15 protein-coding genes and 1 tRNA gene are annotated in these 21,910 nt (G+C 62.6%); 9 read left to right on the top strand and 7 right to left on the bottom strand.

The window, feature by feature from the left end; all coding sequences use genetic code 11:
- Positions 1-120: 120 nt before the first annotated feature.
- Positions 121-1,488, top strand: coding sequence for a prephenate-dependent tRNA uridine(34) hydroxylase TrhP (gene trhP, locus MST27_RS18135; RefSeq protein ID WP_243607337.1), 1,368 nt, complete (start codon positions 121-123; stop codon positions 1,486-1,488).
- Between the two features lie 216 nt (positions 1,489-1,704).
- Here the strand turns inward: trhP and MST27_RS18130 are convergent, their stop codons facing one another.
- Entirely contained in the window at positions 1,705-4,539 is a 2,835-nt protein-coding gene (locus MST27_RS18130; protein ID WP_243607336.1) for a putative bifunctional diguanylate cyclase/phosphodiesterase, read from the bottom strand.
- 260 nt (positions 4,540-4,799) lie between these two features.
- Between MST27_RS18130 and uvrD the strand changes: the two genes are divergently transcribed.
- The 5 genes from uvrD to selB all read left to right on the top strand — a co-directional run bounded on the left by uvrD (position 4,800) and on the right by selB (position 12,816).
- Entirely contained in the window at positions 4,800-6,989 is a 2,190-nt protein-coding gene (gene uvrD, locus MST27_RS18125) for a DNA helicase II (protein WP_243607335.1), read from the top strand.
- A gap of 54 nt (positions 6,990-7,043) precedes the next feature.
- The gene (locus MST27_RS18120) at positions 7,044-8,153 is read left to right on the top strand and encodes a TRAP transporter substrate-binding protein (protein ID WP_243607334.1); all 1,110 of its coding nucleotides are present in this window, start codon (positions 7,044-7,046) and stop codon (positions 8,151-8,153) included.
- Positions 8,154-8,357: 204 nt separating this feature from the next.
- On the top strand, positions 8,358-9,200 hold the full coding sequence (locus tag MST27_RS18115; RefSeq protein WP_243607333.1) for a Tim44 domain-containing protein: 843 nt from the start codon (positions 8,358-8,360) through the stop codon (positions 9,198-9,200).
- A gap of 293 nt (positions 9,201-9,493) precedes the next feature.
- Positions 9,494-10,903: an L-seryl-tRNA(Sec) selenium transferase gene (selA, locus tag MST27_RS18110; RefSeq protein WP_243607332.1), complete on the top strand. Its 1,410-nt coding sequence runs from the start codon at positions 9,494-9,496 to the stop codon at positions 10,901-10,903.
- Entirely contained in the window at positions 10,900-12,816 is a 1,917-nt protein-coding gene (gene selB / locus MST27_RS18105; protein WP_243607331.1) for a selenocysteine-specific translation elongation factor, read from the top strand. The genes selA and selB overlap by 4 nt, the downstream gene beginning before the upstream one ends.
- A gap of 153 nt (positions 12,817-12,969) precedes the next feature.
- On the opposite strand, the gene MST27_RS18100 is transcribed toward selB, so the two are convergent.
- The 3 genes from MST27_RS18100 to MST27_RS18090 all read right to left on the bottom strand — a co-directional run bounded on the left by MST27_RS18100 (position 12,970) and on the right by MST27_RS18090 (position 15,997).
- The gene (locus MST27_RS18100) at positions 12,970-14,106 is read right to left on the bottom strand and encodes a hypothetical protein (RefSeq protein WP_243607330.1); all 1,137 of its coding nucleotides are present in this window, start codon (positions 14,104-14,106) and stop codon (positions 12,970-12,972) included.
- A gap of 174 nt (positions 14,107-14,280) precedes the next feature.
- Entirely contained in the window at positions 14,281-15,417 is a 1,137-nt protein-coding gene (locus tag MST27_RS18095; protein ID WP_243607329.1) for a nucleoid-associated protein, read from the bottom strand.
- A gap of 73 nt (positions 15,418-15,490) precedes the next feature.
- Complete coding sequence (locus MST27_RS18090; RefSeq protein WP_243607328.1) at positions 15,491-15,997, bottom strand: hypothetical protein; 507 nt, start codon at positions 15,995-15,997, stop codon at positions 15,491-15,493.
- Positions 15,998-16,343: 346 nt separating this feature from the next.
- On the opposite strand from MST27_RS18090, the gene MST27_RS18085 reads away from it, so the two are divergent.
- A tRNA-Sec gene (locus MST27_RS18085) sits at positions 16,344-16,439 on the top strand.
- 176 nt (positions 16,440-16,615) lie between these two features.
- Positions 16,616-17,797 carry a C17 cyclopropane fatty acid synthase CfaB gene (gene cfaB / locus MST27_RS18080; RefSeq protein WP_243607327.1) on the top strand — a complete coding sequence of 394 codons (1,182 nt, stop codon included), beginning with the start codon at positions 16,616-16,618 and terminating at the stop codon, positions 17,795-17,797.
- 38 nt (positions 17,798-17,835) lie between these two features.
- Here cfaB and MST27_RS18075 read toward each other — a convergent pair whose 3' ends face one another.
- The 3 genes from MST27_RS18075 to MST27_RS18065 form a co-directional block, all read right to left on the bottom strand.
- Entirely contained in the window at positions 17,836-18,687 is an 852-nt protein-coding gene (locus tag MST27_RS18075) for a universal stress protein (protein ID WP_243607326.1), read from the bottom strand.
- Between the two features lie 14 nt (positions 18,688-18,701).
- A complete protein-coding gene (locus tag MST27_RS18070; protein WP_243607325.1) occupies positions 18,702-20,189 on the bottom strand; it encodes a SulP family inorganic anion transporter in 1,488 nt (495 codons plus the stop codon).
- Positions 20,190-20,528: 339 nt separating this feature from the next.
- Positions 20,529-21,740, bottom strand: coding sequence for an HD-GYP domain-containing protein (locus tag MST27_RS18065; RefSeq protein ID WP_243607324.1), 1,212 nt, complete (start codon positions 21,738-21,740; stop codon positions 20,529-20,531).
- A gap of 20 nt (positions 21,741-21,760) precedes the next feature.
- Here MST27_RS18065 and MST27_RS22465 point away from each other — a divergent pair, with 20 nt between their 5' ends.
- Positions 21,761-21,886 (top strand): hypothetical protein, encoded by a 126-nt coding sequence (locus MST27_RS22465; RefSeq protein WP_275973298.1) that lies wholly within the window; start codon positions 21,761-21,763, stop codon positions 21,884-21,886.
- Positions 21,887-21,910: the final 24 nt, after the last annotated feature.

Below are 21,910 nucleotides of genomic sequence, written 5' to 3'. Positions count from 1 at the left end.
TAGTGATGACTTGCGCCGAGCCCTGGAGTTCGCCATGACGTCACTGACGGAGGCGAACAGGCGCGGCCAAACCCGGTAGAATCCCACACCTTTCTTGTTGGTATACCGAGCCATCCCACCATGAGTCCCCTGCGCACCGAACTGCTCTCGCCAGCCGGCACCCTCAAATCCATGCGTTATGCCTTCGCCTACGGCGCCGATGCGGTCTACGCCGGGCAGCCCCGCTACAGCCTGCGCGTACGCAACAACGAGTTCGACCACGCCAACCTCAAGCTCGGCATCGACGAGGCCCACGCGCTGGGCAAGCAGTTCTATGTGGTGGTCAACATCGCCCCGCACAACGCCAAGCTCAGGACCTTCATCAAGGATCTGGAGCCGGTGGTGGCGATGGGGCCGGACGCGCTGATCATGTCCGACCCGGGCCTGATCATGCTGGTGCGCCAGCATTTTCCGCAGCAGACCATCCACCTCTCGGTGCAGGCCAACGCGGTGAACTGGGCGACGGTGAAGTTCTGGGAAAGCCAGGGCGTCTCCCGGGTGATCCTCTCCCGCGAGCTGTCGCTGGAGGAGATCGGCGAGATCCGCGAGCAGGTGCCGGGCATGGAGCTGGAAGTGTTCGTCCACGGCGCGCTGTGTATGGCCTATTCGGGCCGCTGCCTGCTGTCGGGCTACATCAACAAGCGCGACCCCAACCAGGGCACCTGCACCAATGCCTGCCGCTGGGAATACAAGACCCACGAGGCCAAGGAGGACGAACTGGGCAACTCGGTTCACCTCTACGAGCCCATCGCCGTGCAGCCGGTCGAGGCGCAGGGCAACCCGACCCTGGGCGTCGGCGCACCCACCGACAAGGTGTTTCTGCTCGAGGATGTCTCGCGTCCCGGCGAGTTCATGGAGGCGACCGAGGACGAACACGGCACCTACATCATGAACTCCAAGGATCTGCGCGCCGTGCAGCATGTCGAGCGGCTGGTGCAGATGGGCGTGCACTCGCTGAAGATCGAGGGCCGCACCAAGAGCCACTACTACGTGGCGCGCACCGCACAGGTCTACCGCAAGGCCATCGATGACGCCCTGGCCGGCCGCCCGTTCGACAAGTCATTGATGGACACCCTCGAATCCCTGGCCCACCGCGGCTACACCGAGGGCTTCCTGCGCCGTCACGTGCATGACGAATACCAGAATTACGAACGCGGCTTCTCGCTCTCCGAGCGCCAGCAGTTCGTCGGCGAACTGACCGGCGAGCGGCGCAACGGCCTGGCCGAGGTGATCGTCAAGAACCGCTTCGCCGTCGGCGACCGGCTGGAGCTGATGACGCCGCAGGGCAACCTGAACTTCACCCTCGAGCATCTGCAGAAGAAAAACGGCGAACGCACCGACATCGCCCCGGGCGACGGCCACGTCCTCTACCTCCCGGTGCCGGACGATGTCGACCTGCGCTACGCACTGCTGATGCGCGAACTGGACGGCAGCACCACCCGCGGCTGAAAGGCACGGCGCGCCGCATGAGGCCGAGGGGACCCGAGGGGTCATCTGATGGCGCTGCGGCGTGCCGGGTCGTTGGGCGAATCAATTCGCCCCTACGAAAGCCGCCGGGTGCGTGGACGAAGCGCCGGCCTCAAGCCTCAAGCCTCAAGCCTCACGCCTCAAGCCTCAAGCCTCAAGCCTCAAGCCTCAAGCCATCATCCAGGATCCCGCGCCCCTTTACCCCAGCAACCTTACGAACTCGGCCGCCGGCACCGGCCGGCTGATCAGGTAGCCCTGCATTTCGTCACAGCCGTGGGCCTTGAGGAAATCCATCTGCGCCTGGGTTTCGACGCCCTCTGCCACCACCTTCAGGTCGAGGCTGTGAACCATGGCGATGATGGCGCGAACGATGGCCGAGTCCTCACCTTCCTGCGTCAGCTCGGAAACGAAGGAGCGATCGATCTTCACGTAGTCCACCGGGAACCGCTTGAGGTAGCTGAGCGAGGAATAGCCGGTGCCGAAGTCGTCGATGGCGAGCTTCACGCCCAGTGCCCGCAACTGCTCGCTGATACTGATGGCGTTGTCGACGTCATCGAGCAGCTGGCTCTCGGTCAGCTCCAGTTCGAGTCGGTCGGGGGGCAAGCCGGTCTCCTCCAGTACCTGGCGCACCAGGGTGATGAAATTGCCCTGGCGCAACTGCTTGACCGATAGGTTCACCGACACACGGATCTCGGCGAGCCCATCGAGCTGCCATTGCCGGGCCTGCCGGCACGCCTGCCTGAGCACGAACTCACCCAGCGGGATGATCAGGCCGGTCTCTTCGGCCAGATGGATGAAATAGCCCGGCGCAAGCAGGCCCTTTTTCGGATGCCGCCAACGCACCAGCGCCTCGGCGGCGTCCAGGCAGTCGGATTCGACATTCAATCGCGGCTGGTAGAAGACCTCCAGCTGGCCTTCCTCGAGGGCGCGGCGCAGCTGGTTTTCCAGCTGCAGGTTCTCCAGGCTCGACCCCTGCAGCCGCTCGGTGAAGAACTGCAGCGTGTTGCCGCCCAGGTGCTTGGCGTGCTTCATCGCCATGTTGGCCTGCAGCAGCAGCGCCGTCGCGTCACGCGCGTTGTCCGGCATCAGGCTGACGCCGATGGAAGCGCTGACCACCAGATCCTGGTCGCCCAGCTGGATCGGCTTGCTGATCCGCGACAGCAGCCGACTGCCGCTGTGGGCCAGGGCGGCGAGACTGCCATAGCCCTCGAGCACCACGACGAACTCGTCGCCGGACAGACGGGCGATGGTGTCGGCGTCGGACAGCGTGTGCGACAGGCGTCGTGACACCTCCCGCAACAGCTGGTCCGCCACTTCATGGCCGAGGCTCTCGTTGAGCACCTTGAAGCGGTCCAGATCAACGTAGAGCACCGCCAGCCCCCGGTTACTCGTACGGTTACGCTCGCAGGCTTCGTTCAGACGCGCCTTGAGCAGACCGCGGTTGGCCAGCCCGGTCAGTTCGTCGTAATGGGTGAGGTAGCGCAAGCGCTCCTCGACCTGTCGCCGCACGCTGAGATCGGAAACGAAGGCCACCACATTGGTCACCTTCCCCTGACTGTCGTGGACGACACGCATCTGCGCCCACTGCGGGTAGACCTCGCCGTTCCTGCGCGTCTCGATCAACTCGCCCTGCCAGCTTCCCTGCTGGGCGAGCGCCTCGCGAATCGCGGCGTACTGCTGGCGGCTGTCCTCGGAGCTGGCCAGCACCGCGACACTCCGTCCGATCAGCTCCTCGCGACTGAACCCCGACAGGTTGCAGCAGGCCTGGTTGACTGCGAGCAGACGGAAGTCGGGATCCATGATCGCCATCCCCTCGCCCGCCGCCTCGAACACCGTGGCGGCCAGGCGCAACTGTTCGGCCTGGCGGCGACTTTCGTTGATGTCACGTCGCGTACCGATCATGCGCAGTGCGCGCCCGTTGGCGTCGCGCTCGATGACGCGACCGCGGTCCTCGATCCAGACGGGGCTACCGTCGATCCGCAGCCCGCGATACTGCACGACATAGGTTTCGGTCTCGCCCTTGAGGTGCGCGATCATGTCCCGCTGGACCCGCTCGGCATCGTCCGGATGCAGCTCGGGGCGTTTCTGCTCGACCAGGCGCAGGCGGCTGTGCTGGCCATCGCCGAAGATGGCCTCCATGCGCGACAGGTGCACCTCATTGCATGTCAGGTCCCAATCCCACATGCCCAGTTCGCTGGCTTCCATCGCCAGGATCAACCGTGCCTCGCTCTCGCGCAGCTCGGCGGTACGCTCGATGACCCGCTGCTCGAGCCCGTCGAAGGCTTCGCGCAGCATGATTTCGGCATGCCGCCGTTGGTCGATCTCGCGGGCCAGCTCGTCGTTGAGCTGACTGGACTCCTCGCGCATCCGCTCGAGCCGCTTGATCAGCTGTTGATTATCGAGGCGTTGCTGAAAGCTTGAGGTCAGGAGCCGGTTGATCTGCCAGGCGATCATGCACAGCGTGATCAGCACGATGCTCGCCAGTACACCCCAGCCCTGCAGCTGCGGCTCGCCGCTGCCGAGCAGCACCGCCGCGGCGGGCAACAGGCTGGGAATGGCAAAGGCACCGAAGGCCCGCAAGGACACGCCGCAGGCCACGCTGCCGGCGAAGATCACCGAGCCGAGCGAACCGAACAGCGCCGCCTGGGTGAGAAAATCCCCGACCGGGGCCAGCTCGATGAGCGCGTAGGACAGCATCAGCGCACTCGCCGCGCTGCTCACCAGGAACGAGCGCAACCACCAGGGGCGCTGGCGATCGGCCAGCTCGGCACGCTGAAAGGCCAGGGTCTGCTGCAGCCGCAGCAGGATGAGGGTTGAGGTCACACCGGCCCAGAGCAGCAGCTCCAGCCGTGCGACCCGGTCCCAGAGCAAGGTCACGAACACCACGCACGCCAGCGCCAGCAGCAGCAGAGACACCCGCGAGCCCTGGTAGAGCAGCCGGGTACGCTCGGTCTGCTGATCGGCATCGTCGTCGACGGCAACCGGTGTGCCGACCATCGACGTTGATTGGGTGGACTGGACGGAATCGATCATGGCGGGTTCTTGTTGTACGTCTTCGTTTGAGCCAGGCGACGCGATCACTGCTCGATAATGGCACGTTGCTAGCGGAGGATGACAGCCCGCTCCGACCAAAGACATGCCCTACCCCACAGCATCGGCCCGACGGCAGCAAACCTTGAGCCAGACCCTACGCCTCGTCCGGGCACACGCCTAGGCCCGGACTGTCGCAGGCATGGCCGGCATCCGTCCGGTGCGCGAGCGGTTCGACGCGGTTTCCGGCTAGAATGGCCGCCATGCACGACGATCTCTCGCTTCTCCTGAACTCTCTCAACGATGCCCAGCGCCAGGCCGTGGCCGCGCCGCTGGGCCGCCAACTGGTTCTCGCCGGTGCCGGCTCGGGCAAGACCCGTGTGCTGGTGCACCGCATCGCCTGGCTGCACCAGGTCGAACGGGCATCATTGCATTCGATTCTTTCAGTGACCTTTACCAACAAGGCCGCCGCCGAGATGCGCCAACGCATCGAGCAACTGATGAAGGTCAACCCGCAGGGCATGTGGGTCGGCACCTTCCACGGCCTGGCGCATCGCCTGCTGCGCGCCCACTGGCGCGAGGCCAAGTTGGCGGAAAATTTCCAGATCCTCGACTCCGACGACCAGCAACGGCTGGTCAAGCGGGTGATCCGCGAGCTCGGCCTGGACGAGCAGCGCTGGCCGGCGCGCCAGGCGCAATGGTGGATCAACGGACAGAAGGACGAAGGCCTGCGCCCGCAGCACATCCAGGCCAACGGCGACCTCTTCCTGACCACCATGCTGAGCATCTACCAGGCCTACGAAGAAGCCTGCGCGCGCGCCGGGGTGATCGACTTCTCCGAGCTGCTGCTGCGCGCGCTGGACCTGTGGCGCGACAATCCGGGCCTGCTCGACCATTACCAGCGGCGTTTCCGCCACATCCTCGTCGACGAGTTCCAGGACACCAACGCCGTGCAGTACGCCTGGCTGCGCCTGCTGGCCAAGGGCGGCGAAAGCCTGATGGTAGTCGGCGACGACGATCAGTCGATCTACGGCTGGCGCGGCGCACGGGTCGAGAACCTGCACCAGTTCAGCGAAGACTTCCAGGACGCCGAAACCATCCGCCTGGAGCAGAACTACCGCTCCACCGCCTGCATCCTCAAGGCCGCCAACGCGCTCATCGCCAACAACCAGGGCCGGCTCGGCAAAGAGCTGTGGACCGAAGGCTGCGAGGGTGAACCGATCAGCCTCTATGCGGCCTTCAACGAACACGACGAAGCCCGCTACGTGGTCGAGAGCATCGAGAAGGCTATCCGTGATGGCCTGAGCCGCAGCGAGATCGCCATCCTCTACCGCTCCAACGCGCAGTCACGGGTGCTGGAAGAGGCGCTGCTGCGCGAGCGCATCCCCTACCGCATCTACGGTGGCCAGCGCTTCTTCGAGCGCGCCGAGATCAAGAACGCCATGGCCTACCTGCGGCTGATCCAGGCGCGCGACAACGACGCGGCGCTGGAGCGGGTGATCAACGTGCCGGCGCGCGGCATCGGCGAAAAGACGGTCGAATCCCTGCGCCAGCTGGCGCGCCAGCAGGAAACGTCCATGTGGGCCGCGCTGCACCAGGCCGTCGGGACCAAGGTGGTCTCCGGCCGCGCCGCCAGCGCGCTGAACGGTTTCGTCGAGCTGATCGACACCCTCGCGCTCAAGGTCGAGGGCCTGCCGCTGCACAGCATGGCGCAGCTGGTCATCGAGCAGTCCGGCCTGCTGGCCTACCACCGCGACGAAAAGGGCGAAAAGGCCCAGGCGCGAGTAGAAAACCTCGAAGAACTGGTTTCCGCCGCACGCGCGTTCGACAACTACAGCGAAGGCGAGGAAGACGAACAGACGCCGCTGGCCGCCTTCCTCGACCACGCCTCGCTGGAGGCCGGCGAGCAGCAGGCCGGCGACCACGAGGACAGCGTCCAGCTGATGACGCTGCACAGCGCCAAGGGCCTGGAGTTTCCGCTGGTGTTCCTGGTAGGCATGGAAGAAGGCCTGTTCCCGCACAAGATGAGCCTGGAAGAGCCGGGCCGGCTGGAAGAAGAGCGCCGCCTGGCCTACGTGGGCATCACCCGTGCCATGCAGCAACTGATCGTCACCTATGCCGAGACTCGGCGGCTCTATGGCAGCGAGACCTACAACAAGGTGTCGCGCTTCATCCGCGAACTGCCACCGGCGCTGATCAGCGAAGTGCGCCTGAGCAACACCGTCAGCCGCAGCTTCAATAGTCGCGGCATGGGCGGCGGCTCGCTGTTCGACGGCGCCAATGTGCCGGAGACCCCCTTCAACCTCGGCCAGCGCGTGCGCCACTCGCTGTTCGGCGAGGGCACCATTCTCAATTTCGAAGGCGCCGGCGCGCAGGCGCGCGTGCAGGTGAATTTCGAGAGCGAAGGGAGCAAGTGGTTGATGCTCAGTTATGCCAAACTGGAAGCGCTATGACGTTAACGTCAACCTCGACCCGATACTAATAATTCTGCAAAGGAAAACCCACTGATGAAACGTCGCCACTTGTTTGGTGCCGCCGCTGCCTTGCTTGCGGCCCTTGGTCTTGCCGGCTGCAACGACGAGAAGAAGGTCGAATCCGGCGCCGAGCCGCAGGCCACCGCCAGCGAAGCGCCGAAGACCTTCAACTGGAAGATGGTCACCGCCTGGCCGAAGAACTATCCCGGCCTGGGCACCGCGGCCCAGCGCCTGGCCGATCGGGTCAACACCATGAGCGACGGTCGGCTGACCATCAAGGTCTACGCCGCAGGCGAACTGGTGCCCGCGCTCGAGGTGTTCGATGCCGTTTCGCGCGGCACCGCCGAACTGGGCCATGGCGCCGCCTATTACTGGAAGGGCAAGGTGCCCACGGCGCAGTTCTTCACCTCGGTTCCGTTCGGTCTGTCCACCAGCGAAATGAACGCCTGGCTGACCCGCGGCGACGGCCAGAAATTCTGGGACGAGGCGTATGCGCCCTATGGCGTCAAGCCGATGGTCGTGGGCAACACCGGCATGCAGATGGGCGGCTGGTACAACAAGGAAATCAACTCGCTCGCCGACCTGCAGGGTCTGAAGATCCGCATGCCCGGCCTCGGCGGCGAAGTGCTGAGCCGTCTGGGCGCCACCACCGTCAACATGCCCGGCGGGGAAGTCTTCACCGCCCTGCAGACCGGCGCCATCGACGCCTCCGACTGGGTCAGCCCCTACAACGACCTGGCGTTCGGCCTGCACAAGGCGGCCAAGTACTACTACTACCCGGGCTGGCAGGAGCCGCAGGCCGTGCTGGAGCTGCTGGTCAACCAGAAGGCGCTCGACAGCCTGCCCGAAGACCTGCGCGCCATCCTCACCGAGGCGGCGCTGGCGGCGAGCCGCGACATGCTGGATGACTACGTCTACAACAACGCCATGGCGCTGGATCAGCTCAAGCAGCAGGGCGCCGAGCTCAAGCGCTTCCCTGACGAAGTGCTGAACGCCATGCGCGAGCAGGCCGACGTGGTGCTTGGCGAGCTGGCCGCGCAGAGCGAGCTGAACGGTCGCATCTGGGCCTCGATGAAAGCCTTCCAGGCGCAGGTCAAGCCGATGCACGAAATCTCCGAAAAAGAGCTGTATAACTGGCGCTGACAGCGCCCGACCGCGACCCCGCCCCGGCGGGGTCGCGCTTTCTCCTGGCACGACCTGACGGATGGGTGACCCCGCCCCAGGCGAGCCGCAGAGCATGATCGCCGCTACCGGCGCAAAAGTCGGTAACACACTGTCGCTGGCGAAGCCTCCTTCGGCTCGGCAGGATGCGAGTCGTTAATCCACCTGATAAAGCGGGAATCCTTAATGCAACGTGTGCTCAGCATCTTCATGGCACTGTGTATCGGCCTGTCGTTCAGCCTTGACGTTCACGCCAAGCGCTTTGGCGGCGGCAAGAGCTTCGGTGCGGCGCCCAGCCACCAGACCCGTCAGGCGCAGCCCCAGCAGCGCAACGACAGCGCTGCGCAGCAGCCCGGTCGTCAGCAGCCCGCTGCGGCCAGTGGCGCGTCCCGTTGGCTCGGCCCGTTGGCCGGTCTGGCCGCCGGTGGCCTGCTCGCCTCGATGTTCATGGGCGACGGCTTCGAAGGCATCCAGTTCATGGATATCCTGATCTTCGGCCTGATCGCCTTCCTGCTGTTCCGCTTCCTTGCCGCCCGTCGTCGCCAGCAGCAGCCAGCCATGGCCGGGCATGCCCCGATGCAGCGCGAGATGCCGGCCCAGCCGTCGATCTTCGGTGGCAGCAACGCCGCACCCGCTGCCGCTCCGGTGATCAACGCACCGGCCTGGTTCAACGAGCAGAACTTCGTCGCTGCGGCGCGTGAGCATTTCCTGTCGCTGCAGCAGCATTGGGATGCCAACGAGATGGACAAGATCGCCGAGTTCGTCACCCCCCAGCTGCTCGACTTCCTCAAGCGCGAACGTGCCGAGATTGGCGAAGCCTACCAGTCGACCTACATCGACGACCTGCAGATCGTTCTGGACGGCGTCGATGACCAGGCGGAAAAAACCATCGCCACCCTGACCTTCGTCGGTGTCGCCAAGACGTCGCGCTTCGACCAGGGCGAGCCCTTCAGCGAAAGCTGGCGTATGGAGCGTACGCAGGGCGAAAACCAGCCGTGGCTGGTGGCCGGCATCCGTCAGAACGTCTGATCCGCTCGCAACGCCCCCGCAACCCCGCCCCCGTGGCGGGGTTTTTTATTCACGCAAAAATGGCGCCTGGGCATCCACCGGATGCGGGCGGCCGAGCAGAATTAAGCCGTAGTTCTCAACACCTCGAGATTCGTCGCCACCGGCTGAACCCTGCCGGAAAAACGGCGTCTATGCTGTTCGCATAACAGCAAGAACAAGAGGTCCTGCGTGTCAGGCAACATCCCCCTGGGATTAGGTAATGGCGCTACGATCCGCCTAAACGCCCCCGTCCCGTCGTATTCGGTCATGCAGCCATGACCAGCGCCCGTCTGCCTTCCATCGACAAGCTCCTGCGTGCGCCCGCCTGCGCACCGCTGCAGCATCGCTATGGTCGCGAAGCGCTGCTGAAGACGCTGCGCGATCTACTCGACGAGCTTCGCGAACCTGCCCGTCACGGCCAGCTGGCCGCGCTGGAGCTGTCCGAAGCGGTGCTCGCCGGGCGTGCCGGCGAACGCCTGGCTAGCCAGCACCGCAGCCGAGTACGCCGCGTGTTCAACCTGACCGGCACGGTGCTGCATACCAACCTCGGCCGCGCGCTGCTGCCGGATGAGGCAATCGAGGCAATCACCCTCGCGGCGCGCTACCCGCTCAACCTGGAATTCGACCTGGCCACCGGCAAGCGCGGCGACCGCGACGACCTCATCGAAGGGCTGATCCGCGAGCTGACCGGCGCCGAGGCGGTCACCGTGGTGAACAACAACGCCGCCGCCGTGCTGCTGGCCTTGAACAGCCTCGGCGCCCGCCGGGAAGGCATCATTTCCCGCGGCGAGCTCATCGAGATCGGCGGCGCCTTCCGCATCCCGGACATCATGGCCCGCGCCGGCGTGAAGCTGCATGAAGTCGGCACCACCAACCGCACCCATGCCAAGGATTACGAAGCGGCCATCAACTCACGCTCCGGGCTCCTGATGCGCGTACACACCAGCAACTACAGCGTGCAGGGCTTTACCGCCAGCGTCGCCACCGCCGAGCTGGCCAGCATCGCCCACGCCCATGGCTTGCCGCTGCTCGAAGACCTCGGCAGCGGCAGCCTGGTAGACCTCTCGCGCTGGGGCCTGCCCAAGGAGCCGACGGTGCAGGACGCGCTGCGCGACGGCGCCGACATCGTCACCTTCAGCGGCGACAAGCTGCTCGGTGGGCCGCAGGCCGGGCTGATCGTCGGCAGCCGCGAGCTGATCGCCAGGATCAAGAAGAACCCGCTCAAGCGCGCCCTGCGCGTGGACAAACTGACGCTCGCCGCGCTGGAAGCGGTGCTCAACCTTTACCGCGACCCGGATCGCCTGGCCGAGCGCCTGACCAGCCTGCGCCTGCTCAGCCGCCCGCAGGCCGACATCCAGCAGCAGGCCGAACGCCTCGCCCCGCCGCTCACCGCCATGCTCGGCGAGGGCTGGCAGGTCCAGGTCGAACCTGCGCTGGGCATGATCGGCAGCGGCGCCCAACCGGTGGCACGCCTGCCCAGTGCGGCCCTGTGCATCCGCCCCCTGCAACCGCGTCGGCTGCGTGGCCGTAGCCTGCGACAGCTGGAGGAAGCCTTGCGCAACCTGCCGATCCCGGTGCTCGGGCGCATCGCCGAAGACGCGCTCTGGCTCGACCTGCGCCAGCTTGACGATGAGCCGGGCTTCGTCGAACAGCTGGGCCTGCTGCAACAGGAACTCTGCGCATGATCATCGGAACCGCCGGCCACATCGACCACGGCAAGACGGCTCTGCTCAAGGCCCTTACCGGCCAGGAGGGCGACCGCCGCCGCGAGGAGCGCCTGCGCGGCATCACCATCGACCTCGGCTACCTGTACGCCGCTCTGGACGGGAACGAACTCACCGGCTTCATCGACATGCCCGGCCACGAACGCCTGGTGCACAACATGCTGGCCGGCGCGTGCGGCATCGACTGCGTGCTGCTGGTGATCGCCGCCGATGACGGCGTGATGCCGCAGACCCGCGAGCACCTGTCGATCATCGAGCTGCTGGGCATCCGCCGCGCCCTCGTGGCCCTGAGCAAGATCGACCGGGTCGAACCCGCACGGGTCGAAGAGGTCCGCCGCGAAATCCGCGACCTGCTGGCACCCGGTGCGCTCGCCGAGGCACCGATCTTTGCCGTATCCAGCCTCACCGGGGACGGCATCGACGCGCTGCGTGACGCCCTGCTGCACGAAGCCGACCAGATCGAACAGCGCAGCGACGAAGGCTATTTCCGCCTCGCCATCGACCGCGCCTTCAGCGTCAGCGGCACCGGCGTGGTCGTCACCGGTACCGCCTTCGCCGGGCGCGTAGCGGTCGGCGATGAACTGATGCTGAGCCCTGGCGGACGCCCGGTACGGGTACGCGGGCTGCATGCGCAGAACTGCGAGGCCCAGCAGGCCCGTGCGGGCCAGCGCGTTGCCCTGAACATCGCCGGCGACCGCCTTTCGGTCGAGGACATCAGCCGCGGCGACTGGCTGCTGCACCCGGCGCTGCAGGCCGACACCCGGCGTATCGACATCGAATTCGTGCTCCTGCCCAGCGAGGCGCGTGCGCTCAAACACTGGACCCCGGTGCATGTTCACCTCGGCGCCCAAGACGTTACCGGGCGCATCGCCCTGCTCGAAGGGGAATGCCTGGCGCCGGGCGGCCATGTACACGCACAGCTGCTGCTCAATGCGCCGGTGCATGCCGTGCATGGCGACCGAGTGGTGCTGCGCGACCAGTCCGCCCAACGCACCCTGGGCGGCGGGCGCGTACTCGACCCCTTCGCCCCGCCGCGCAACCGCCACCGCCAGGCGCGCCTGGCGCAGCTGCGCGCGCTGTCCGGCGAGAGCCTCGAAGACATCCTGCCGGCCCTGCTCTCCAGCGCCCTGAACGGCATCGAGCCGGCCGTGCTGGAACGCCAATTCAATCGCCCGCGGCACACCTGGCAGCTCGGCGACGACGCCCTCGACATCACCACCCGCCTCGGCCCGCGCCTGTTCGACCGCGGCACCTGGGATTACCTGCAACAAAGCCTGGTCGCCGCACTGGGCCGCTTTCATGAACAGCAACCCGACGAGCTCGGCCCGGACCGCGACCGCCTGCGCCGCTTCGCCCTGCCCCAGCTCGAACGCCCGGTGTTCATCGCCCTGCTCGATCAGGTGCTCGCCAGCGGCGCAGTCGAAGCCAGCGGCCCCTGGCTGCACCTGCCGGGCCATCGGGTCCGCCTGAGCGATGAAGAAGAGGCCCTGAAGGCGCGGTTGTGGCCGCTGATCGACTCGGCCCGCTACGACCCGCCCTGGGTGCGCGATCTGGCGCGCGAACTGGATGTGGAAGAAGAACGCATCCGCTTGCTGCTGCGCAAACTGGCCCGCATCGGCGCCCTGCAGCAGGTCGTCAAGGACCTGTTCTACCCCGAGACGACCATCCGCCAGCTCGCCGCCCGCATCCTGGAAATGGAGCGCCAGGCCGGCGTCATCCGCGCCGCCGCCTTCCGCGACCAGATCCAGCTCGGCCGCAAGCGCAGCATCCAGCTGCTCGAACACTTCGACCGCATCGGCTTCACCCGCCGCTTCGGCAACGAGCGCAAAGTCCGCCGCGACAGCGCCTTGGCCTCGGAGACCGAGCTCAGGTAGCCTGTGCTTCCTTTCCAGCTACACCCTTCCGCCTAACGGAAGGCAATCGCACCCGGTGGTGCGGCCGGGCTTCAAATCCTCTGATCACTTAGTTTATTAGTGGGCTACGTTGGTAATACCTAGCGTATCGTGGGTGTCCTGCATTCAATTTGGTTAATGCCGGGCTTCGTTGGCATTCTTTTTCGACACATTTTCGACACTGCCGAGTCTTCCGTTTCTGATCAACCGATCATTTACATCCCAAGAAAAGCGCTCTATACGGCTAAAGGGTGATAAATGGGTTTTGGTCGTATCTATTAAATACATAACGCTATTTCGGGCAGTTTTGTTCGTCGCAACGGCGTAAAAACACCCTAGCAAAAAGACAGCCAATGCTAACCGATTAATAAATCGAAGCCTCTTTTCCGAGCGATCTATCAAGCTGAGTAGCTTTTCTTTTGCCTGTTCAGCGCTAACCCTTACCTCATCTTCATCTTTCATTACCTCGTATCTTTTAAGCGAGCGCTTTATCTGATCCTTTAAAGACGCATACGCTTCGTTATGTATATTATTAGCTATGACAGTTAACAGCCAAATACACAACAAACCAAAACATACAAGGAACAATGCCAATGAATCAGTATTACGCACCAATGCAGCTATTGCTATTATCGCCCCCGGGATAGCAAAAGCTTTAGTCTGACTGGACGATATAGACTCGTTAATCTTACCTATATAGTCAGTTGACTTTTCCTCAATTTCACTAAGTAGTTTATTTACCGAAAACTTATGTAAGTATAAATCATAGTTCTCTTGATACTTCTTTCTTAACCGCCTACCCTGCCTTATCAATGCAGGAATAGAAGTTTCCTTCTGCGAATCCTCCAGAATTTCAGATAAAGATGTTCGCAATACATCGCGACGCTCTTTCTGGTGCCCATCTATTAAACTAATATCGTTCCGCAATTGCTCAAGATCGTCTTGATAAACTTCTCCCTCTGGTATTTCCAGAAGCTCATCAAGAGTTATCTTGCCGGGATCTATCGTATATATTTTTGCGCCTTTCTCTGTGCTTATAAAGAACACCAGAGCGGCATGATTCGCTTCCGACCCAAGGTGATCCTTTAAAGTGAAAAGCAAACTTCGCCATCCAAGATAATACTCAATTGCTTTTATCTTGTTGCTCTTCGGCTCTTGGCCGCTGTATAAATGCTCTTGTAGAACGTAAAATTTTTCCGGAATCTCAGAATTTCTTTTTACGTAATCCCAGAAATCGTAAATGGTCGGAAAAAGGGTGAATGACCATTCCATGCGTCCGCGTCAAGGTTGATAGATAAACAGTGACCTAGCTTGCCAGATTCAACTATTTCGTCTTCGGTATAGCCTACGCTAACGATTTCATTGAATAGCAGTCCTAAGCGGGATTGCTCTAGATATATCTCTAGAACACCCGAGTCCAGCTGATAGTCCGAATCTCTTATAAGATCAGCTATCTGCTTCATCTTTTTCGCCTATCACTGCTTTGATCTGGTCCCTATCCGCAGCGCTCAGTGGGATCTTAAGGTAGGTCAGATTACTGTCGACGATAACCGGCTTTCCGCTGTAGCCGATAGAAGCGGCCTTGATATTTACCGTATAGTTACTTTGGAAATCAGTTATCTTTATTGTTACGCCTTGGTTGAGAGAGTACCTTGTAGCCTCAAAAACAGCGTTGATTTGATATCCATTTTCGTTAGCAAACTTTGAGAATTTCCCGACCGCCAAATGATCAGGCGGAAGCGCACCATCAATGACATTCTGAATCTCTTTTAACTCGACCTGCTGACCGATGTTTTTTTCAATGTACTCGTATACCTTTTGAGTAATTGAAGCCTGCATCTTGTGCTTTATTGAATTCAAAGCCGAAAACTGCTTAATAGCTTCGAATATATTTCCAACGCTCTCTTTATTTGAAACCTGCGTATCACACCCAAGCGCCGACTTAAAGAACTCAGCCTTTGATCGCCCTTCAATAAAATGCAAATAAGCAGCGCCATCTTTATTCGGGTAAACCTCAGAGAATAGCGTTAGATCGAACATTGCTGCTTGTCGCAGGGCGTCAGTATCTATCGGCTGCAATCTCTTTGGCTCTAGCGTTTTCTCATCAAATTCGAATGCTCCTTTCTTATCGAGCATTACCACTAGCAAACGACCGGCATCATCTTCTTCACCAGTATTCTTATAGTGCATAAAGACGACATTGCCGCCGACCAGCGAGGTACTATCAGATTCGTTTGCTAAGCTTTCGAGAAGCTTCATCTCGTTCTGAACCAAAGCTTTGAAGTCAATTTGACCTGCAATGTACTCTGTCAGATTCTGTGGCGTTTGATTAGAAGGAAGCCCAGAAAAATAACTATGGAACTTATTCTTCTTTCTAAACTTCTTCTCAAGCTTTTCAACAAATTCAATGGAAGCCTCGTTTTTGAGATTCCAAATATTGCCTAGATAGCTCCTGAAGGGAGACCTATCTACTGATCTATCTCGCTCAAGTGATGCTGTGATCCCAGCCTGAATTGTAAACTTCGAGCTTGGCAATTCTGTACTTTCAACAGCATCTTCAATTCCGATTACTTGGTTATTCATGCGTGATATCCCTAGCGCAATTTTTGCTGACTGATCTAATTGGACGGCACAAGCTTTGGTTGTGCTCTTATACTTATATGCCGCACGCTTCGGCTTTTTTACTAGCGGTTCTTTGAGTAGCGTTCTGACTGTGTTGCTGCCACCAAAACTGGCATTCAGCTGACTTGTAACGTTTTTCCTGTTCGAGTCTTGCTAGCTCGGCTTGGCGACTGGCTTGCTGTTGAGCTTGCTGCTGTGCTCGCGCATTCGCTTCTGCGGCCGCTCGCTGCCGCATTTCAATTTGCGACTGGCGGGTACTCTGCTCGGCTTGTTTGAGGGCTTGCTGCATATAGAGGGCAGCTTCATGGACGGCGGCTCGCACCCGCTGTTCCTGGATATAGTCGTAGAGCAGCTTTCCGCCCCATAGACCGCCAACGATGATGATTGCCGCCAGGATAATGGCTTGGCTGGTGTCCATTGGTCGGTGGGCGTGTTGAACGCTGGATCGGCCCCAACCACGACGTTCATTGCGATCGTCGATTTCTTCGTCCATGCCGAAGCTAAGCGTGCTTAGCTGCTCGTCGATATCACGCTTATCCATGTGATCTGTCCTTTAACCGTACCTTGTTCCATGTACTCGGGCATACCAGCGCCTAGTCACTTCAGCTGTGATCGCTATTCCGCGCTCTGTTTGATCGAGCTTCGGCTGGCCTCGTCATCCAGTGCGGGTTATCGGCCGCCGCTCCTGATTTAGGTAAAGATGCTACTACTTCCTAAACGGCGGTGCGATGCGGAAATCATGGCCGTGCTGGCCACAGACGGGGCACCATAGAGCTCATAAACGTCGTCACCGCTATATCAATTTGCTACGCTCTTTCACCCGCTAGCAGGGGCTTATTGGCTAGCGACCGCTAAACGATTCGATTTAGCTAAGTACCGCCGCATACGGAAGGCAATCGCACCCGGTGGTGCGGCCGGGCTTCAAACCCGGTTGGGGGCGGCAGCCGTTCCCGGGTGAGTTCGACTCTCACTGCCTTCCGCCATCTTCGCCATAAGCCCCTCTCCCGCACATTCTCCGCCTCTCGAACCGTTCTCTCTAGCTGCAGCCGTTCCGCTCGTTTTTCCAATCGGCCCCATAGACAAAAGCCATCTCCCGATCGAGCGCACGTCTGGAAAAGCTGGACTAGGATTTCCTGCACGCGGAATCAGGAGATCGACCATGTTGGCCACATTACTTCCGACTTTGAGGGAACTGGACCTTCCGTTGCGCCTGAAGCTGTGGGACGGGAAGGAGATGGACATTGGCCCGGCGCCGTCGGTGACGCTGGAGATAAAGGACCCGAACCTGGTCGCACAGCTCGCGCACCCCAGCCTGGATCTGCTGGGCGGTGCCTACGTCGAGGGTCAGATCGATCTGCATGGGCCGCTGGAGGAGATCATCCGCATCGGCGATGAGATCACCCGGGCGCTGGGTGACGAAGGCGACTCGGTGCCGACCCGCGAGGCCCATGACAAAGCCACGGACGCCGAGGCCATTTCCTATCACTACGACCTCTCCAACGCGTTCTACCAGCTGTGGCTGGATCGCGACATGGTCTATTCCTGCGGTTATTTCGAAACCGGCACCGAGGACCTCGACCAGGCGCAGCAGGCCAAGCTCCGCCACCTGTGTCGCAAGCTGCGCCTCAAGCCGGGCGACCGGCTGCTCGACGTGGGATGCGGCTGGGGTGGCCTGGCCCGGTTCGCCGCGCGCGAGTATGACGCCGACGTGTTCGGCATCACGCTCAGCCGCGAGCAGTTAAAGCTGGCACGCGAGCGCGTCGCCGCCGAGGGGCTGGAGGGTCAGGTCAGGCTGGAGCTGATGGACTACCGCGACCTGCCGCAAAACGAGCAGTTCGACAAGATCGTCAGCGTCGGCATGTTCGAGCACGTCGGCCATGCCAATCTGCCGCTGTATTGCCGCCAGCTGGCCTCGCTGGTGCGCCCCGGTGGCCTGGTGATGAACCACGGCATCACCTCGCGTTACATCGACGGCCGCCCGGTCAGCCATGGCGCGGGCGAGTTTATCGATCGCTATGTGTTCCCGCACGGCGAGCTGCCGCACGTGACGGAGATCGGCGCCTGCATCAGCGAATCGGGCCTGGAGATCGTCGATGTGGAGAGCCTGCGCCTGCATTACGCACGCACGTTGCAGTTCTGGAGCGAGCGGCTGGAAGCGCGGCTGGACGAGGCGCAGCGGATGGTTCCGGAGCGCGCCCTGCGGATCTGGCGGATCTACCTGGCGGGCTGTGCCTATGGTTTCCGCCGCAACTGGATCAACCTGCACCAGATCCTGGCGAGCAAGCCGCTGCCGGACGGTAGCCATGAGCTGCCCTGGTCGCGGGCGGACTTGTACGCCTGAGCCGCTGGCCTGGCGCCCAGTGCGCCAGGCCGAAGCCGTCAGCGCAATAACAGCAGCGGCGTCGTGGTGGTGCGAATCATGTTGGTGGTAGTGCTGCCGACGAGGAACTGGCGAATACGTGAGTGCCCGTAGGCGCCCATGACCAGCAGGCCGATGCGGTGCTCGGCCTGGTAGGCATGCAGCGTGGGTTCGACCTCGCCGGCGCGGATCGCGATCTGCACCTCGAACCCGGCGGCACGCAGCGCGTCACGGGCCGATTCGAGCAGCGCGCGGCTGTCACCGGTGTCCGCCCCGACCATCACCAGATGGATGGGAATGCCTTTGAACAGGGGGCTGGAGGCGATCATTTCGACGCCCTTGCGGGTGGTCGCGCTGCCGTCGAAGGCGAGCATGACGCTGTCCGGTGCGGTGAATCCGGTCGGGGTGACGAGGATCGGCCGGTGCAGCGTGCGGATGACGCTTTCCAGATGGCTGCCGATGAGCGCCGTGTCGACGCCGCTGTCTTCGCCCTGCTTGCCGATCACCAGCAGACGGATGTCGGATTCCAGCTCGCGCAGGCTCTCGACCAGATCACCATGACGCTGCCGCACGTCCGGCTGGGCCACGCCCGCGGTGATGGCGCGTTGCCGGGCGGCATCGAGCATCATCCGTCCTTCTTCGAGGGCGAGCTTGCTGCGCTTCTCGTCCAGCGCGGCCAGCTCTTCGAGCAGGTACTCGCGGCTGCCCAGGCCGATGATGCCGCTGAGGTTGCCGGCGGCCGGGTATTGCTGCTGATCGAGCACGTGCAGCAGGGTCAGCGGTGCGTCCAGCTTGCGGCTGGCCCAGGCGGCGCAGTCGCAGACGGCCGCAGCCTGGGGGGAACCGTCGATGCAGGCCATTACTTGATTCATTGCAGCTCTCCTGATCAGTGGCCCATGAGGCTGTCGATGGCCTCGGGTTTGTCGTGTACGCCGAAACGGTCGACGATGGTGGCGCTGGCTTCGTTCAACCCCAGCACCTCGACTTCAGTACCTTCGCGGCGGAACTTGATGACGACCTTGTCCAGCGCCGCGACGGCGGTGATGTCCCAGAAATGCGCATGGGTGAGGTCGATCGTCACCTTCGCCAGCGCTTCCCTGAAGTCGAAGGCGCGAGTGAACTTGTCCGAGGAGCTGAAGAAGACCTGACCGACCACTCGGTAGACCCGCGCATGGCCGTCGACGTCCAGTTCCGAACCGATGTGCAGGTAGTGCCCGACCTTGTTGGCGAAGAACATCGCCGCCAGCAGCACGCCGGCGAGCACGCCGTAGGCCAGGTTGTGGGTGAAGACCACCACCACCACGGTGACCACCATGACGATGTTGGTCGAGAGCGGGTAGCGCCTGAGGTTGCGCACCGAATCCCAGCTGAAGGTGCCGATGGAGACCATGATCATCACGGCCACCAGCGCGGCCATGGGGATCTGCCCGACCCAGTCGCTGAGGAACACCACCATCAGCAGCAGCACGACGCCGGCGATCAGCGTCGACAGGCGGGTGCGACCGCCGGATTTCACATTGATCACCGACTGCCCGATCATCGCGCAACCGGCCATTCCGCCGAAGAGGCCGGAGACGATATTGGCGACGCCCTGGCCCTTGCACTCGCGGTTCTTGTCGCTGCCGGTGTCGGTGAGGTCGTCGACGATGGTCGCGGTCATCAGCGATTCCAGGAGGCCGACCACGGCCAGCGCGGCGGAGTACGGGAAGATGATGGCGAGGGTTTCGAAGGTCAGCGGCACTTCCGGCCAGAGGAAGACCGGCAGGGTGTCGGGCAGCTCGCCCATGTCGGCGACGGTGCGGATATCCAGGCCCAGGTACACGGCCACCGCCGTCAGGGTCAGGATGCAGACCAGCGGCGACGGGATGACCTTGCCGAGCGTTGGCACATAGGGGAACAGGTAGATGATGCCCAGGCCCGCCGCGGTCATGGCGTAGACGTGCCAGGTGACCCCCGTCAGCTCCGGCAGCTGGGCCATGAAGATGAGGATGGCCAGCGCGTTGACGAAGCCGGTGACCACCGAGCGCGAGACGAAGCGCATCAGCGAGCCGAGACGCAGGTAGCCGGCGCCGATCTGCAGCACACCGCAGAGCAGGGTGGCCGCCAGCAGGTACTGCAGGCCGTGCTCGCGCACCAGCGTCACCATCAGCAGCGCCATGGCGCCGGTCGCCGCCGAAATCATGCCCGGACGACCACCGACGAAGGCGATCACCACGGCGATACAGAAGGAGGCGTACAGCCCGACCCGCGGGTCCACCCCGGCGATGATGGAAAAGGCGATGGCCTCCGGGATCAGCGCCAGCGCGACCACCAGACCCGCGAGCACATCGCCGCGAAGGTTGCAGAACCAGTTTTGTTTGATCGTTTGAAGCATTGTGGTTTTCCAGAGCAAAAGCACCACCAACGGCATCGAAGCGACGCGCTGATTGATACAAGGCTAGTTTCTGAATGGGGAACAGGGTGCAAATCGCGTGCGCGAAATGCGGAGCACGGGGCAGCGCGACCGTCCTAACCGGAGATCGGCTCAGGCGAAGGGCATTGCGCTATGGCGGACTGGGCAGCCAGGTCATGCTTGGGGACACACTCGTGAGGGCTTCGAAGGCTCGAAGCGGCCAGACAGGGCGCGGATGATAGCTCAGCTACCCGTCAGGTGCGACCCGCCGGTCGCGTACCGGCCTGCGGCTGCGGGGCGCACCCAGCGCGGCAGGCATGGCTAGCGCCAGATGTCCTCGAGCTTGTTGAAGCCCCATTGCACGGGGTCTTCCCGACCGACGATGCGGTCACCCGGGTTGCGCCGCGACAGGTCCAGGTCCTGCGGCTGGATCTGCATCCGCGTCTTGCTCGAGAAGAACACCCGCACCACCGGCTCGGTGAGGCGATCCTCGTGCTGCTCGATGACCACACCCAGGCGCCCGGATTCGAGCCTGACCAGCGACCCCAGGGGGTAGATACCGACCGAGCGGACGAAAGCGTGGAAGATCCGCGTGTCGAAATGCCCGCTCCACTGCGCCATGCGCGCCACCGAATCGGCCGGGTTCCAGGCCGTCTTGTACGGGCGGTTCGAGGTGATGGCATCGTAGACGTCGCAGACCGCGCCCATCCGCGCGAACAGACTGATCTCCTCGCCTTTCAGGCGATGCGGGTAGCCAGTGCCATCGAATTTCTCATGATGATGCAGGCAGACGTCCAGCACCGAAGCAGGCAGGTTTTCGGCGGCGGACAGCAGCGCGTGCCCGCGCTCGGGATGGCTGCGCATGATGGCGAACTCATCGTCCGTCAGGCTGCCGGGCTTGTTCAGCACAGCGCTGGGCATGGCCATCTTGCCGACATCATGCAGCAGCCCGGCGAGGCCGGCCTCGCGCGCAGTGGCTTCGTCGAGCCCCAGTTGGCGCGACAGCGAGACCATCAGCGCGCATACCGTGACCGAGTGCATGTAGGTGTACTCGTCCTTGTGCTTGAGCCGCGCCAGGCCGATCAGCGCCGAACCATTGCGCGCCAGCGAATCGCTGATGTCCGAAACCAGCGGCAGGCAGGAGTCGACGTCGATGGCCTTGCCCAGGCGCGCCTCGTTGAACAGCTCGCCCACGGCCTTCTTCGATTTGCTGAGGATCCGCGCGGCCCGCTGCAGCTCATCGCGTACGGTGCAGCGCGGCACCGTAGCCACGGTGGGCAGCTCCGGGGTCGCCGTGGCGTTCGTCGACGCCATCTGCTCGCCTGCTGCCGGGCCGACGACCGGCGCCAGGTCGAGGCCCTTGCTCAGATCGATCCACACCGCGACCAGCCCGCTGGTACGCAGCCGCTGGACATCGTCAGGCTTGTCGATGACGAACCTGCTTTTCCAGAAGGGGTTGGAGAGCCAGTCGCCCTCGAAGGAGTGGATGTACATGCCGGCACGAACGGCATCGACGGGGATTTTTCTCAGCATGACGGCAACTCGAAAACGACATGACCCAGGCGGGCCTGTCGGCGAGCGTCCCTGCCCGCCAGACGGCGCGCATCGGTCAGGCCGGGCGGCAACTGACCGAGCAGTCACATTGCCACCATCTCCCAGCCCTGTACATCAGCCTTTAGCCGCGTGAGGCGTCGCTTCCGACA

It is taken from the genome of Stutzerimonas marianensis, from assembly GCF_022810315.1.
Taxonomy (GTDB): Bacteria; Pseudomonadota; Gammaproteobacteria; order Pseudomonadales; family Pseudomonadaceae; genus Stutzerimonas; species Stutzerimonas marianensis.
The sequence above is the reverse complement of the archived record's forward strand: the minus strand, read 5'-3'. Positions and strand labels throughout refer to the sequence as shown.